This window comes from Thermophilibacter mediterraneus (assembly GCF_900119385.1).
Taxonomy (GTDB): domain Bacteria; phylum Actinomycetota; class Coriobacteriia; order Coriobacteriales; family Atopobiaceae; genus Thermophilibacter; species Thermophilibacter mediterraneus.
Window position 1 is genome coordinate 322,455 of the sequence record NZ_FPKO01000008.1, and the last position, 14,774, is coordinate 337,228.

Below are 14,774 nucleotides of genomic sequence, written 5' to 3' on the forward strand. Positions count from 1 at the left end.
GCGATGCGTGCGCCGGGACGCGCTAGCGTCGCGTGGCGGGGGCGGGCAGCACCGTGGACGCGTACAGCAGCAGCGGCCACAGCGGCAGCAGGTAGCGGCCCTGGAACCCCTCGACGTAGGCGATGTCGGGGCCGGCGGCGAGGTCGTTCCAGGTAAGCAGCAGGAAGAGCAGGATGCCCGCCACCGACGCCGCGCCCGCGACGACCGCGCCGACCACGTAGCGGTGGCCAGAGAGCCAGTCGCGCCAGGTGGGGGCGGCGGGGGCGAGGGCCGCGTCAGACGGGTCGGCGCCCGCGAGCGCACCGTCCTTCTCGCCGCGGCGCGCCCTGAGCGCCTCCCAGGCGAGCAGCGCCGCGACCACGAGCGCGAAGCCCAGGTAGACGCCGTCGCCGTTCAGCAGGATCGCCGGCAGGTTGAGCACCATGTAGCCGATTCGCGCGGCGACCGTCCCGAGGTGCGCAACCGCGTAGGCGATGTTGTCGCGCAGGTTCACGATGGCGGCCATGTCCCCGATCGTGGCGCTCCACGCGAGGTACGCCACGAGCGCGAGCGCGACGGGGGCCGCCGCGACGACCTTTCCGCGCACGTCGAGCTGCCGGCGGGGCAGCACGAGGAAGCCCAGGCACGCGGGCGCGTAGACCACCTTGCCGAGCAGGGCGAGCGCCGCGACGCACCCCAGCGCGAGCGCCTCCCCCGTGCGGACCCGACGCCCGCGCGACACGAGGCGCAGCGTCAGCGCCACCGAGAGCGTGCAGAGCGAGACCAGGAACGCGTCGCACATGAGGCTGCTCGCCGCGAAGAGCGTGGTCGGTATCAGGCCGAGCGCCACGAGCACCCAGCGCATCCGCGGCGCGATCGCGATGGCGGCCCCGTAGAGCGCGAGGTAGCACACGAGGCTCGAGACGCGGCCCGCCTGCCACACGTCGTAGGGCTGCCACCCCAGGGAGATGCCCACGCGGATCCCGAGCGCCTGCGGCAGCCACGCGAGCGGGAAGTACTGATTGGAGCGGCCGTGGAAGACGGTGATGCCCGTGTCCCGCTCGACCTCCTCGGTCGGCGGGAGCACCATCCCGAAGCCCTCCTCCGCGCACGCGGCGATCTGCGCGTCGCGGGCGGGGTCGGTCGGGAACGGGCCGGCGATGATCGCGGAGATCATGTCGTTTCGCGTCTCCTTGGTGAGAAGGTAGCGCGAGTCCCCCGCGAGCGTCTGGACGCGACGCGGATTGCCCTCGGTGTCGGTGACCTCGACGCACGGGTTGAGCGCCTGGCCTGTGGCCAGCGCGTAGGAGCCGAGGCTGTGCATGAGGGGATCGGGCATCGTGAGCGCGCCGATGTTGTTGATGTAGTACGCGCCCTGCACGACGGCGACGACGAGAAAGACGACGAGGGCCCAGCGGGCCTCGCGCAGCGCCGCGAGCGTGGGCGCGAGGCGACGGGCGCGCGGCGCGGCGTCGGGGCCTGCCGGCCCGAGGTTCTTCTCGCCCGGTGCCGGGACCTTGCTGTGCCTGCCCATCCATGCCTCCCTCGACGTCTTCCCCACCAGTGTAGCAAAGGCCCCCGCGCCCCAAGGAAGGGGCGTCGGGGGCCTCCGGGTACGTGCGGGTTATGGACGGTCCGCGCCCGGAAACCGTCCGCAGCCCGCACGTACTTCGAACACGTGCGGGTTATGGACGGAATCCTGCCCCAGAGCGTCCGCAACCCGCACGCACCGTGCGCCGCGCCGCGGACCTGACACTTTCCCCCGGCACCTTTGTCAGCAACCCGCCTGCCGATGGGGCCGGCGCGGGCGGCGGGGGCCACGCTACACTGGTTCACGGCACGTTTTCAGTCAGATCGAAGGGAGTACCATGACCCGCGAAGACACGCTCGCGCGACGCCCGCGGCACGCCGTCGTGGCCGCGCTCGCGTGCGCGCTCGCGCTCGCCGCGGCACCCGCGCTGGCGCCCGCGCCCGCGCTCGCCGACGAGCCCGAGCCCGCCGCGGCCGACGCGGCGCCCGCCGCCGTCACCGACGAGACCTGGTCCGCCACCGTCACCGGCGTGCGCAACACCACCACCGCCACCCTCGAGGTCCCCGGCGCCGCCGAGCTGGTCGCCGAGGGGGCCGCCGACACCGCGCGCGTGCACGCCACGATGTCCTACGCCGGCCAGGTCACGCGCGACGTCACGTGCGACGTCGCGCTGTCGGAGCTCGCGGGCGGCCCCGCGACCGTCGACCTCGGGGACTTCGGAAAGTTCTCGGTCACGGTGTCGTTCCTCAAGGACGGCGAGGAGGTCCGCGCGAACCCCGCCGAGACCGTCGGCGTCACGGCGGACACCTACAACATCGCGCCCGTGTCGGCGACGCTGCCCACCACGTTCTTCTCGCTCAACCTGTGGGGAGAGGGCTCGATGCGCGCCGACGGGCCGGTCATCCTGCTCATGGAGCGCCCCGACGCCTACAACTGGGACGCCCTGCCCGCCGCCGGCGACGGCATGTACGGCGCCTACGGCCTCCCCTACCTCACGCGCGACGACATCGCCTACCAGGACCCCGACTTCGACCAGGCATCCTACCTCTTCCGTGAGCGCACCGATGCCATGGCCGCCTACGTGCGCGACCTCATGGAGCTCGACCCCACCTCGCACGTGAACCTCTACTGCGTCGACTTCTACGTGGGGCTCGTCCAGCGCATCATCTACGCCAACCGCATCCCCGAGGGCAGCTACACCCTCACGATCATGTCGGACGGCTCGTGGTCCTACGCCCACCTCGCCGACGTCTACGCCGGGGCCGACAACGAGGCGACCCACGCCGCGCTCGTCGCCGACTGGAACGCCGCGAAGGCCTACGCCTACGAGCACGGCGCCGTCCGCGAGGACTACCTCGACTGGAGCCACGCCAACCGCTGCCTGTGGGCGGCCGTCGACGCGGAGGGCGCCGCCCAGTGGTGGGTCGCCCGCAAGGACCTGCTCGCGACCGAGGCCGACGGCAACGCCTTCGGGCAGGCCGTCCAGGCGAGCGAGAAGGTCGTGCAGGTCAACATCGCGAGCCTGCTCACCGACAACATCCAGCCGAGCGAGCGCGCCACCGAGGAGTTCAAGGCGCTCTACAACTTCAACGACAGCTACTTCAGCGCCGCCGAGGAGCAGGGCAGGGACGTCATGCTCTTCCTGGGCACGCGCGTCACCGGCGAGGTGGGCTTCGCCGACTACGCGCGCTTCGCGATGAGCTACTACGGCAACGACTACCTCTACTACTACAAGGGTCACCCCGGCACCCCCACCGAGCTCAACCCCGACAAGCAGGCCCAGCTCGACCGCCTCGGCGTGACCGACATCGACTCGTCCGTCGCTGCCGAGCTCATCCTCTTCTTCAACCCCGAGATCTACCTCTCGGGCTACGGCTCGAGCACGTACGCGAGCGTGCCCGAGGGCATGGCGAAGGGCATGTTCGAGATGACGCGCGAGCAGGGGCTCGCCGACCCGCTCTACGCCAACATGGACTACTGGTCGAGCCGCGTGACCGCCGAGAGCCCCGAGGCCGTGCGCGCGCTCTGCCAGGACGGCCACAACTGCTACCTCGTCGAGTTCTCCGACGCCATCCGCGCGCGCGAGGGCTACGACGTCGCGGTCTGGGACGCCTCGGCCGCGCTCATCACCTACTACGACCAGCGGGGCGACGCCTACGTCAAGGTCGGCGAGCAGGAGGGCGTCGCCGACGGCTTCGCCGTGCCGCAGGGCACCTACGTCATCCAGTCGGCCGTGGCGGGCGACCGGGTCGTCGACGTCGCGGGGGGCTCGCGCGAGGACGGAACCAACGTGTGGTCCTACGCCGACAACGGCACCGACGCCCAGCGCTGGGAGATCGTCTACGACGACGCCGGGCTCGCCACCATCACGAACGTGGGCACGGGCGGCGCGCTCGACATCCAGTACGCCGCGGCGGTGAGCGGCGCCAACGTGTGGCAGTACGCGCCGAGCGGCACGCTCTCGCAGAAGTGGCGCATCTCGGACGCCGGCGACGGCACGTTCCGCATCGCGTCGGCGCTCGACGAGGGCATCGTGCTCGACGTGGCGGGCGGCTCGACACAGAGCGGCGCGAACCTGCAGGTCTACGCAGACAACGGCTCGCTCGCGCAGCGCTTCCGCTTCTACGCCGTCGACGCGGGCGTCTCGGCCGAGGGCCAGGCCGACGTCGAGGACGGCACCTACGTCATCTCCACGTCGCTCGACGCGGGCAAGGCGCTCGACGTGCGCGACTGGAGCACCCAGAAGGCGGCCGCGATCCAGCTGTGGGACTACGCGGCGACGCCCAACCAGCAGTTCGAGATCGAGCGCCTGGAGAGCGGCTTCTACCGCGTCACCAACGTGCACTCCGGGCTCGCGCTGCAGGTCGCGCACGGCAGCGTCCTGCCGGGCATGGGCATCGAGCAGCGCGGCGCCGAGGGCGAGACCCCCGCAGCGCAGCAGTGGGCGATCCGCGCGCGCGAGGACGGCACCTACGAGCTGCAGAACGTCGCCTCGGGCCTCATGCTCGACGTGCTGGGGGGCTCTGCCGCGAACGGGCAGGCCGTGATCGGCTTCGGCGACAACGGAACCGCCGCGCAGGGCTGGGTCATCGAGCCCGTGGCGTAACCGGTCGCGCGACGCCGCGCACGGGACGGGAGGGGCCCGCGGAGCGCGGGCCCCTCCCGTCGTTTTTGCGGCCCCGCGCGGGAAGGCTCGGAGCGGGCGCGGGGCTCGCGCTCCCTCGGGGCGGCGCGGCGGCCGAGCTGTACCGCTTTTTGCCGGTTCTGGGCGGGCGCCCGCCCCTCGACGGCCCTTCGGCGGCCTCGCCCGAAGCAAAGGAGCAGCTCGGCTCCCGGGCGGCCGGCCCGCTCAGGGGGACATCGGACGGGTCGGCACCCAGACCTCGGCGGAAGTGGCACAGGTCCCGCGGCGGGCCTCCTCACGGCGCGAGGGCCCGAGGCGAGGCGCCGAGGCAAGGGGCGTCGCGGAGGGACGGCGACCGGGCGCCCGCTAGCCCCGGTCGGAGAGCTCCGCCTCGACGGCGCGCATCCGCTCCGCGACGGCGCGCAGGGCGCCCGCGGTCTCGGGGGCGAGCTCGACCGGCGCCACGCGCGGCCAGCCCCCGTCGTCGAAGGAGACGGGCAGCGAGAGCGTCATGCCCTCGATGCCGTACGCGCCGTCGGCGGCCACGGACAGCGGCAGCACCCTCCCGTCGCGCGCCCGTCGCGCGGCGAGGGCCTCGCTCGCCGCGAGCGCGATGCCGTGGCTCGTGCTCCCCTTGCCCTTCATGATGTCGTAGGCCGCCTCGATCGCGGCGCGGCGAGACGGCTCGCGGTCGGCCTCGGGGACCGGCTCGCCGCCGACCGTGGTGCGCTCCCACGCGACCACGAGGCCCTCGCCGTGCTCCCCGAGCGCGAGCGCGCGCGCCTCGGCGCCGCCCTGCGCCCCCGGGCGGGCGCGCAGGCAGTCCTCGAGCCGCAGGGTGTCGAGCAGGGTCCCCGTCCCCGCTACGCGCTCGGGCGCGATCCCGAGCTCTGCCGTGAGCAGGCGGGCGAGAAGGTCGACGGGGTTGCTCACCACGAGGTAGAGCCCCGCGAAGCCGGCGCCCTCCGCCGCCGCGGCGACGTCGCGGACGATGGCGGCGTTCTTGAGGAACATGTCGTTTCGCGTCTGCCCGAGGCGCGCCGGCGCCGCGGCGCAGACCACGACCGTTCCGGCGTCGGCGCAGTCCTCGTAGGCCCCGGCCCTCACGACGCAGCGCGAGCCGAGGCGCGGCAGCGCGCACATAAGGTCCGCGGCCTCGGCGCGGGCGCGTGCGGGGCGCTTGTCCACGAGCACCGCCTCGTCGGCGAGCCCCCGCAGCGCTACGGTCTGCGCCACGCACGACCCGACGTTGCCGGCACCGACGATGACGACCCTCTCCATATGGCTCCTCCTTGCTCGCGGCGCCCCTGCCGGGGGCGCGCGGCGTCACACGACCCTGCGTCGGCGCCGCGTCGGGCGGCGCGCCTCCCCTACGAGAAGACCCTGCTCCCGGCCTTCCTGCGGACGTACCTGGCGGGGTTTCCCATCGCGAGCACCCGCGAGGGCACGCGCTTCTCCATGACGACGGCGCCCATGGCGAGCACGACGTCGTCCCCCATGCGGCACTCCTCGCGGACCGACGCGCGGACGCCGAGGTAGCAGCGCCGCCCGAGCTCCGCATGGCCCGCAACGTGCGAGAACGCCGAGACCTGCGTGTGGCTCCCGATGCGGGCGTCGTGCCCGATGATGGCGTCCGCCTGCACGAAGACGTTGTCCTCGAGCACCGCCTCCGCGGAGACGATGCTCTGCATCTTGATGACGACGCCCCTCCCGAGCCGCGCGCTCGGCGAGACGAAGGCGCTCGGGTGGACGATGGTCGCGAAGTCGTAGCCGCGCGCGGTCGCGCGGTCGAAGAGCAGCTCGCGCGAGGTCGGCTCGCCGACCGCCACGACGAACTCGACGTCGTCGGGCCCGAGTCGCCCGGCGAGCTCCTCGAAGCTCATGACCGGCGATCCGTAGAGCTCGCGGGCGTCCGTGACGTCGTCGACGAAGACGATGCCCTCCCAGCGCTCGTGGGCCGGGTCCATGGCGGAGACGATCTCGTGCACCTCGCGACCGGTGCCGCCCGTCCCGTAGATCGCGAGCCTCATCGCGCGCCTCCCCCAAGGGCCTGCGCGGGGGCCGCGCCGGCGCGCTCCCCCGCCCCGTCGCCGGCGAGCGCCGCGACGAGCGGCTTGCGGTCGACCTTGCCGTTGTAGGTGCGCGGGATCGCGTCGAGCGAGCGCACGGTCGCCGGGATCTTGAACGGCTCGAGGTGCTCGCGCATGAAGCGCGTCAGCCCCTCCCGCGCGTCGTCGGCCCGACCGTCCTTCTCGCCCGACCAGACCACGAAGAGCGCGAGCGCGTCGCCGGTGATGGGGTCCGCGTCCTTGACGCAGGCGCACTCCTCCACGAGCGGGCAGCGCGCGATGACGTCCTCGACCTCCACCGGCGAGACGTTGTGCCCGCCGATGATCGCGACGTCGTCGATGCGGCCGCGCACGTAGAGCTCGCCGTCGCGCATGAAGCCGAGGTCGTTGGTGTAGACGTAGCCGTCGCGCAGCGTCGCCGCCGTGGCCTCGGCGTCGCCCCAGTAGCCGCGCATGACCGCCCCGCCGCCGATGGCGACGCGGCCGGCCTCGCCGTCGGCAGCGAGCTCGGCGCCCGTCGCCGGGTCGAGGATCTTGATGCGCGCCGTGGCGCAGGGCGCGCCCACGCAGGCGCCGTCGTCGTCGCGGTGGCTGTACTCGAGCATGCAGCAGGCCGTGGACTCGGTGCAGCCGTAGGAGTTGTAGAGGCGCGCGGAGGGCAGCACGGAGCGCAGCCAGGCGCGCGTCGCGGCGGGCAGCGGCGCGGAGCTCGACTCCACGAAGCGGATCTGCCCGTCGAAGGACCCGAGGAAGTCCCTCGTGGTGCGCTCGATGTACGCGAGCGCGGAGGGCACCAGGGCGAGCGAGGTCACGTGGCGGTCGCGGATGGCGCCGAAGACGCGCTTGAGCGACGCCACGCCGTTCACGAGCACCACCGTTGCGCCCGCGACGAGGCCCGTCTGGAGGCGCCGGAGGGCGAAGACGTGGTTGAGCGGCATGGGGACGAGCGACACGTTGTCGCCCTGGATGCCCGTCGCCTCGGAGATGTTGCGGATGACCGCCATCACGGCGCCGTGCGTGAGCTCGACGACCTTGGAGCGGCCGGTGGTGCCCGTGGTGAGCAGCAGCTCGGCGAGGTCCCCCGGAGCGGGGAACAGGGGCGCTGCGGGGCCGTCGGGAGCGACGTCCTCCGAGCCGGACGAGGCGACGTCCGGCGCGAGCGCGAGCGCGGCGACGTCCGGCGCGAGCGGGCCCACGACGCAGGCCGCGCCGACGCGCCGCACGAGCTCGGCGACGCCCTCCTCGGGCATGCCCTCCTCGTAGGGGACGGCGACCGCCCCGGCGAGCGTCGTCCCCAGGTAGGCGGCGACGTAGGAGAGGGTGTGCGTCGCGTGCAGGGCGACACGGTCGCCGGCGGACACGCCACGCGAGCCGAGAAGCGCCGAGAAGGACCTCGCGCACGCCCAGAGCCTCGCGTAGGAGACCTCCTCGCCGCCCGCGACGAGCGCCGTGGCGTCGGGCCGCTCCGCAGCCCAGCGCGCGACCGCCTCGACGACCGAGCCGGCGGGGGCGTCGGTCGGCGCGGGGGCGCTAGGCATTGGGATCGATCCCCTTGGACTCGAGGACCTCGCGGATGGCACCGACCGAGTCCATCTCGATGGACTCCATGATGTCGAACTCGGTGGCGTAGGCCCCCTCGAGCGCCGAGATGAGGGCGACCTGCTTCATGGACGTCCACTCGTCGCAGTCGTCGATCGTCAGGTCGTCGCTCACGCGCTCGGCCGGGATGCCGAGCGTCGACGCGATCAGGCTCTCAAGCTTCATGTGACACTCCTCGGACGATGCCGCGACGCCGCGCGGCAGCTCACTGTCTCCCGAACCATCATCTTAGCGCAAAGGGGATGCGCCCCCCAGACGGCGGACGCGGTGCAGGGTGCGGGGCCGGCCCGCGGGGGCGCATCGCCGCGCCGCGCCGCCGTGCCGCCTCGCGACACCGCACAATCTCGGTATTGTGCGGCGGCAACGCGCAGTGGGCGGATTTCTTGACCGCGAGAAGAACCGCCACCAGGCACTTTGTCGCGCTCGGCCCCCGCGCCGCCGCACAATTTCGAAATTGTGGCCCCTAACGAGAAGCATAGTCCCAGGGTTTCTGTCCGGTCGCCGGAGTACGCTCGCGGCGCAGGGCACGACGGCGTGGGGAGGTCGCGATGGCGAGCATGACGGGCAGGGACGTGGCGGCGNTTGTGGCCCCTAACGAGAAGCATAGTCCCAGGGTTTCTGTCCGGTCGCCGGAGTACGCTCGCGGCGCAGGGCACGACGGCGTGGGGAGGTCGCGATGGCGAGCATGACGGGCAGGGACGTGGCGGCGGCGAACGGCGGGGACGGGACGCTGGTCGACTGGATGGCGCGCTTCGGCACCGAGGAGGCCTGCGAGGAGGAGCTGCTGCGCAGGATGTTCCCGGAGGGGTTCCGCTGCCCCTCCTGCGGGCACGCCAGGTGCGCCCGGGTCAGGGGCCGGGCGCGCAAGTGGCAGTGCACGCGCTGCTCCAGGCAGTTCTCCGTCACGGCGGGCACCGCGATGAGGGGCACCAAGCTGCCGCTGGTCAAGTGGTTCCTCGCCGCCTACCTGATGACGCACTCCAAGCGCGGGGTCTCCGCGATCGAGCTCGCGAGGCACCTCGGGGTCTCCGAGCGCACCGCCGGCTACGTGCTGCTGCGCCTCCGCGGCGCCATGGCCAGATCGGAGTCCGTTCAAGCGGCTTGACGGCACCGTCGAGGTCGACGAGATGTACCTCGGGGCGACGGTCGCCGGGAGGGTGGGCCGCGGCTGCGAGAAGGTGCCCCTGCTCGTCGCCGTCGAGGCCCCCGGCCCGCGCGGCCCGGGCCGCTGCTCGGCCAGGGTCGCCTCCGACGTGACGGCGGGCTCCTACCGGGAGTTCCTCCGCGCCCGCGTCAGCGTGCTCGCCCGCGTGCGCTTCGACGGCTTCCTGCCCATAGGCTGCGCGGTCGCGTCGTGGCCGCGCAGCCGAGGCCGGCAGGTCGCCCTCGGGCGGGGCGCCGGGGACGTGGCTGCGCCTGGCGCACAAGGTGATCTCCAACCTGCGCGCTTACGCCCAGGGGACCTACCACGGGCTCTCGAGGACGCGGACGCAGGGCTTCGTAGACGAGTTCTGCTGGAGGTACTCGCACCGCGCCCCGGGAGGGCCCGGGATCGCCTCGGAGCTGCTGGGGGAGGCCGCGCGCGGTCACGTGCCGAGGGCCGACCTGCTCTCCTCGACGTTCTCGGCGCAGGGCCCGGGCAGGAGGTTCAGGAACGCGGGGCGGGAGCGCCGCGAGAACGAGGAGTGGGTCGCGGCGGCGATCGCCGAGGCGGCGAAGGAGCGGATGGCTAACTATGCCGCTCGTTAGGGGCCACATCTTTATATATATGTAATGCGGCGGACGCCGCGTGGCGCCCGCCGCATCGCTTCGCCTGGCTCGACTCGGATCGTGGGGTCAGCTCTCCCCTAGCCCATCACGATGGAGTCGAGGTGCAGCGGCATTNGGCGGGGGCGCCGCGAGAACGAGGGGGGGGTCGCGGCGGCGATCGCCGAGGCGGCGAAGGAGCGGATGGCTAACTATGCCGCTCGTTAGGGGCCACATTCGAAATTGTGCGGCTGCGTGGGGGCCGAGGGGGTGTACGACTGCGCGGGGGCGAGGCGCGCGGCGGCGCGGGGGCCGGAGCGCGCGACGAATGCCAAGGCGGCTCGGCGGCGCGGGTCACGCCCGCGTCGCCGCGCCGCCCCCGCTAGAAGACGACGACCTTGGTGCCCGGCAGCGCGTTGTCGTAGATCCAGCGCGCGTTGGCCTCGAGCAGGCGGACGCACCCGTGGGAGATGTCGCGACCGAGCTGGCTCAGGTCGCTGTAGCCGCCCTCGATGCCCACCGTGGAGTGGAAGCCGAGGTTGCAGACGAAGCCGGTGAAGTAGCGGACGTCGTTCTTGACCCAGTAGGTGGTGCGGTAGCCGCCCGGGATGTAGCCGCCCTCGGCCCAGTTGTAGTCGGCGTTGTCACCGCCGATGGTGAAGGTTCCGCGCAGCGTGCCCTGGCCTCCGTTGTAGATCTTGCGACCAGTGCCGCAGCTCCAGTCGTAGATGGGCGACCAGTTGCCGAAGCAGCCCTTCTCGTCGATGAAGCTGCCCTGGAAGACCACCGTGCGGTGCGCCTCGGGGTCGACGGCGATGAGGTACTTGGTCCAGCTGAAGAGCCCCTTGATGCGCTCCCAGGCGTTCCAGCCCGCCTGCGTGAGGAACGGGTAGGCGAGCTTGCCGTCGTTGTCGGCGTAGTAGACCCTGCCGTCGGGCGCCACGTATCCCGCGGAGCCGCGCACGACGTAGCCGGTGTCGTCACGGCCGTAGTACTGGCTGCCGTCGACCTCGAAGAGACCGGTGCGCGCGCCCATGACGCCGCCCCCGAGGTCCCAGAAGTAGTAGCGCTGCGGCTCTCCGTCAAAGGCGTCGGTGACGAGCCAGCCCTCGTGGTCCTGCCACAGCAGCACGCCCTCGTCCGTGGCGACGATCATGCCGCGGCCGTAGGGCGTCCTGCCCACGGCGAGGTACCCCTCCTCGGGCAGGCCGAAGTAGTGGTTGCCGTCGATGGTGAAGACGCCGGTCCTGGCGTAGAGGTGCCCGTCGATGCGCTCGAAGAAGTAACGCCGCGGCTGGTCGTCGAACTCGTCGGTCACCCACATGCCGTCGGGCACGTCCATGAGCGACTCGGCGAGGATGCCGTCGTTGTTGGAGAGCACGAGGCCGTTGGGCGTGGGGGTCTTGCCGCGCGCCACGTAGCCGCGGTCGAGGTCGCCGTAGAACCAGTAGGCGCGCGAGTCGCCCGGGTAGATCGTGGACTCGAAGAAGCCGGTCTGGGCGTAGGAGTACCCCTCGCCGGACGCCACGAGGAAGTAGCGCTGCACGCCGTCGCCGTAGGCGTCGGTGACGAGCCAGCCCTCGCCGGTGACGAGGCGGCCGTCGTTGTCCGCCAGGTAGACGCGGCCGTCGGCGGCGACGGCACCGCGCGCGACCTCGCCGGTGGAGCTCGCGTAGGCAAACCAGCCGCCGCCCGCGTCGATAATCTGGTCGCGGACGACCTGGCCGCCCTGCTGCCAGTAGCGCTGCAGCGCGCCGCCCGTGAAGTCGCCGGTCACGACCCAGCCGCTGACAAGCAGGCCGTCGTTGTTGGCCCAGCGACGGGTGCCGTCGGCCTCGGTCAGGGCGCCGCGCAGGACGTAGCCCGCGGAGGTGGTGTAGTGCTCCCAGCCCTCGGGCGAGTAGCCCACCACGGCCGCGCGGGCCTCCTCGTCGACCCAGTAGCGCTGCATGCCGTCGCCGTAGGCGTCGGAGACCACCCAGCCGCCGGAAGCGAGAAGACCATCGTTGTTGGCGAGGTAGACGAGGTCCCGGTCGCCCTCGCGCACGGCGAGCTTGCCGCGCAGGACGTAGCCGGCCTCGGTGGTGTAGTGCTCCCACCCGTCGCTCGAGCGGCCGACCACGGCGGCGTGCGCCTCGTCGTCGACCCAGTAGCGCTGCATGCCGTCGCCGTAGGCGTCGGAGACCACCCAGCCCGGGCCGGCGAGGCGGCCGTCGTTGTCCGCCAGGTAGACGAGGCGCCTCCCCTCGGCGTCGGTGGTCGCGTACTTGCCGCGGACCACGTAGCCCTGGTCCGTTGCGTAGGACCAGTAGCTGAGCCCGTTCTCGATCACGTTGATGAGCTTGGAGAAGGCGAGCGATCCGCTGTCCCCGTCAATCCAGTAGCGCTGGAGGTCGCCGGCGGAGCCGTCGATCCTCCGGTCCGTGACGACCCAGCCGCTCTCGACGCGCGCGCCGGAGGCGTCGTACCACTGGTAGGTGCCGTCGTCGGCCCTGACCCAGGAGTTGGCGTGCTCCGGGGCGGTCATGAGCTCGGTGTCGGAGGCCTCCTCGGCGGCATCCCCCTCGGTGTCGGAGGCCTCCTCGGCGGCATCCCCCTCGGTGTCGGAGGCGATCCCGGCACCCTCCGCCGCGTCCCCGTCGGCGCCCTCGTCGGCGAGCCCGGCGCCCGCGTCGACCGTCCCCTCGTCGGGGGTCTCGGTCGAGCCCTCGGCGCCCTCGGCGTCGTCCCCGGCGATGGCGGTGCCGTCGCCTGCGACGTCACCGGCGCCCTCCCCCGTGACGGGGGCGTCCGCGGACGGGTCGGCGGCTCCGGTGTCGGTCGCCTCGCCCGGGACGAGCGCGGCGACGTCGCCCTGGGTCGCCCCCGCATCGGGCGCGACCGCCTCGGCCTCGCCGTCCTTCTCCCCCGCGGGGGCTCCGTCGGCGACGGCCTCGCCGCCGCCCGCCGCGGGGCTGGCGGCCGGAAGGGCCATGAGCTCCTCCTGGGGCGCGACGCCGACCGCCGCCTCGTCGGCAAGCGCCGCCGCGGGCGCGACGCAGAGGGCGGCGACGATTCCGAGCGACGCGGCGAGACCGGCCACGACCGCAGAGTTTCTTCCCTGTGCACTCATGGAAATCATTACCTCCGTGATATCCGGGCGGGAGCTAGAAGTAGGTCCCGTCGCTGTAGTCGAACTCGATGACCGTGGTCCCCAGCGGCACGACGTCGTGGACCCACTTGGCGTTGTCGTAGGCGAGGCCGCAGCAGCCGGAGTTGGTGTTGCCGGTGTAGTCGTAGGCCGAGGCGTGGATCGAGGCGCAGTTCTCCCAGCCCTTGCCCTCGACGTAGCGGGAGTGGCCCGTCACGTTGGACGTCTCGTAGTACTCGATGAAGCACGACGCCCAGTCGTTGTAGCCGATCCCAAAGTAGGAGTCGTCCCAGGCGCAGATCTGGTGCTCGGAGATCTTGTAGACGCCACCCCACCCGTAGAGGTGCTGGTTGGCGGCGCTGTAGGTCTTGCGGGCGCCGTGGCAGTTCCAGAGGTGGGTGGCGACCCAGCCGGCCCCGGCGCGCTCGAAGACGATCACGCGGCAGAGCTCGTTGTCGAAGCTGATGAAGTAGTCGGTGTCGCTGCCCACCTCGGCGGCGACCTCGGCGAGGCGCTCGATGTAGGCGGCGTCGTCGCCCCAGGTCACCGTGGCGATGTAGGGGTCGCGCTCGCGCGGGGAGTCGATGCCGGGCCGCTCGGCGCCGCCCGAGGAGAGCTCCGTGAGCCTGCCCTCGTTGTCGGAGGAGTAGCTGCGGCCGTTCACGCTCACGGGGCTCGCGGCGGTGGCGTTGCGCACCACGTAGCCGCCGTCGGGCGCGCCGTAGAACTCCGCGGGCGCGCCGCCGATGGTGGCGGCGAAGAGGCCCGTGCGGAAGTAGAGCGCGCCGTCGACGACGTTGAAGGCGTAGCGCTGCAGCCCCTGACCGAGGTCGCCGACGTACCACCCCTCGGCGTCCACGAGCGCGGGGTCGACCGCGGCGGTGGCGAGCAGGCCGTCGTTGTCGGCGATGAGGGTGCCGTGCTCGGTCGAGGCGGTGCCGCGCAGGACGTAGCCGTCGGCGGTGGTGTAGTGGAGCCAGCCGAGACCCGAGACGCCGGGCACGCAGGCGTGGGCGTCGGGGTCGACGTAGTAGCGCTGCAGCCCGTGCCCGTAGGCGTCAGAGACGACCCAGCCCGGGGAGGCGAGAAGCCCGTCGTTGTTTGCGAGGTAGACGTTGCCGGTCGCGGGGTCTGCCCACGCGCCGCGGACCACGTAGCCCTCGGGGCGCGCGTAGGCCCAGCTCGACTCGCCGCTCTGCACGAGCTCGCCTGACGCGAGCGTGCCGTCGTCCTTGAGCCAGTAGCGCTGGAGCCCCGTGGGGTCGCTCTCGCCGGGCAGGACGTCGGTCACGAGCCAGCCGCGGATCGGCTCGCCGTCGGCGCCGAGGTAGCTCCACGAGTCCCCGGAGCGGACCCAGCCCGCGTCGGCGCGGGTCGCCGCGTGGAGGGACACGGCCTCGGCGGCCTGCGCGGGCGCGGCCGTCGCCGCGAGCGCCGCGGCGGGCGAGGCGAGAAGCGCGGCGGAGACCCCCAGCGTCGCGAGCCCCACGGCAGACGTCATGCGCATGCGATTGTGTTCCCTCATCCGGAGCCCCCCTCGTCGTCTGCGGAGCGCCGCGGCGTGCCGCGGCACGGTTGCACTATCATACTCTCTTG

General features: G+C 72.6%; 10 protein-coding genes. 3 read left to right on the plus strand and 7 right to left on the minus strand.

Annotated features, from left to right (window positions below; all coding sequences use genetic code 11):
• Nucleotides 1-22 precede the first annotated feature (22 nt).
• On the minus strand, nucleotides 23-1,513 hold the full coding sequence (locus BQ7106_RS03525) for a DUF2142 domain-containing protein (protein ID WP_072371323.1): 1,491 nt from the start codon (nucleotides 1,511-1,513) through the stop codon (nucleotides 23-25).
• A gap of 334 nt (nucleotides 1,514-1,847) precedes the next feature.
• Here BQ7106_RS03525 and BQ7106_RS03530 point away from each other — a divergent pair, with 334 nt between their 5' ends.
• Complete coding sequence (locus BQ7106_RS03530) at nucleotides 1,848-4,616, plus strand: RICIN domain-containing protein (RefSeq protein WP_072371326.1); 2,769 nt, start codon at nucleotides 1,848-1,850, stop codon at nucleotides 4,614-4,616.
• Nucleotides 4,617-5,000: 384 nt separating this feature from the next.
• On the opposite strand, the gene BQ7106_RS03535 is transcribed toward BQ7106_RS03530, so the two are convergent.
• The 4 genes from BQ7106_RS03535 to BQ7106_RS03550 all read right to left on the minus strand — a co-directional run bounded on the left by BQ7106_RS03535 (nucleotide 5,001) and on the right by BQ7106_RS03550 (nucleotide 8,467).
• A complete protein-coding gene (locus BQ7106_RS03535; protein WP_072371329.1) occupies nucleotides 5,001-5,915 on the minus strand; it encodes a malate dehydrogenase in 915 nt (304 codons plus the stop codon).
• Between the two features lie 89 nt (nucleotides 5,916-6,004).
• On the minus strand, nucleotides 6,005-6,664 hold the full coding sequence (locus BQ7106_RS03540; RefSeq protein ID WP_072371335.1) for a NeuD/PglB/VioB family sugar acetyltransferase: 660 nt from the start codon (nucleotides 6,662-6,664) through the stop codon (nucleotides 6,005-6,007).
• On the minus strand, nucleotides 6,661-8,241 hold the full coding sequence (locus tag BQ7106_RS03545; RefSeq protein ID WP_072371338.1) for a class I adenylate-forming enzyme family protein: 1,581 nt from the start codon (nucleotides 8,239-8,241) through the stop codon (nucleotides 6,661-6,663). Before BQ7106_RS03545 ends, BQ7106_RS03540 begins: the two co-directional genes overlap by 4 nt.
• Entirely contained in the window at nucleotides 8,234-8,467 is a 234-nt protein-coding gene (locus BQ7106_RS03550) for an acyl carrier protein (protein WP_072371342.1), read from the minus strand. Before BQ7106_RS03550 ends, BQ7106_RS03545 begins: the two co-directional genes overlap by 8 nt.
• Nucleotides 8,468-8,978: 511 nt before the next feature.
• Here BQ7106_RS03550 and BQ7106_RS03555 point away from each other — a divergent pair.
• Both BQ7106_RS03555 and BQ7106_RS03560 read left to right on the plus strand, forming a co-directional pair.
• Nucleotides 8,979-9,407 carry a transposase gene (locus tag BQ7106_RS03555; protein WP_072369833.1) on the plus strand — a complete coding sequence of 143 codons (429 nt, stop codon included), beginning with the start codon at nucleotides 8,979-8,981 and terminating at the stop codon, nucleotides 9,405-9,407.
• A 323-nt stretch (nucleotides 9,408-9,730) separates the two neighbouring features.
• The gene (locus BQ7106_RS03560) at nucleotides 9,731-10,051 is read left to right on the plus strand and encodes a hypothetical protein (protein WP_072371345.1); all 321 of its coding nucleotides are present in this window, start codon (nucleotides 9,731-9,733) and stop codon (nucleotides 10,049-10,051) included.
• Nucleotides 10,052-10,430: 379 nt separating this feature from the next.
• Here the strand turns inward: BQ7106_RS03560 and BQ7106_RS03565 are convergent, their stop codons facing one another.
• Together BQ7106_RS03565 and BQ7106_RS03570 are read right to left on the minus strand one after the other, a co-directional pair.
• The gene (locus tag BQ7106_RS03565; RefSeq protein ID WP_129583781.1) at nucleotides 10,431-13,160 is read right to left on the minus strand and encodes a L,D-transpeptidase; all 2,730 of its coding nucleotides are present in this window, start codon (nucleotides 13,158-13,160) and stop codon (nucleotides 10,431-10,433) included.
• Nucleotides 13,161-13,194: 34 nt separating this feature from the next.
• Nucleotides 13,195-14,703 carry a hypothetical protein gene (locus tag BQ7106_RS03570; RefSeq protein ID WP_159431260.1) on the minus strand — a complete coding sequence of 503 codons (1,509 nt, stop codon included), beginning with the start codon at nucleotides 14,701-14,703 and terminating at the stop codon, nucleotides 13,195-13,197.
• Nucleotides 14,704-14,774: the final 71 nt, after the last annotated feature.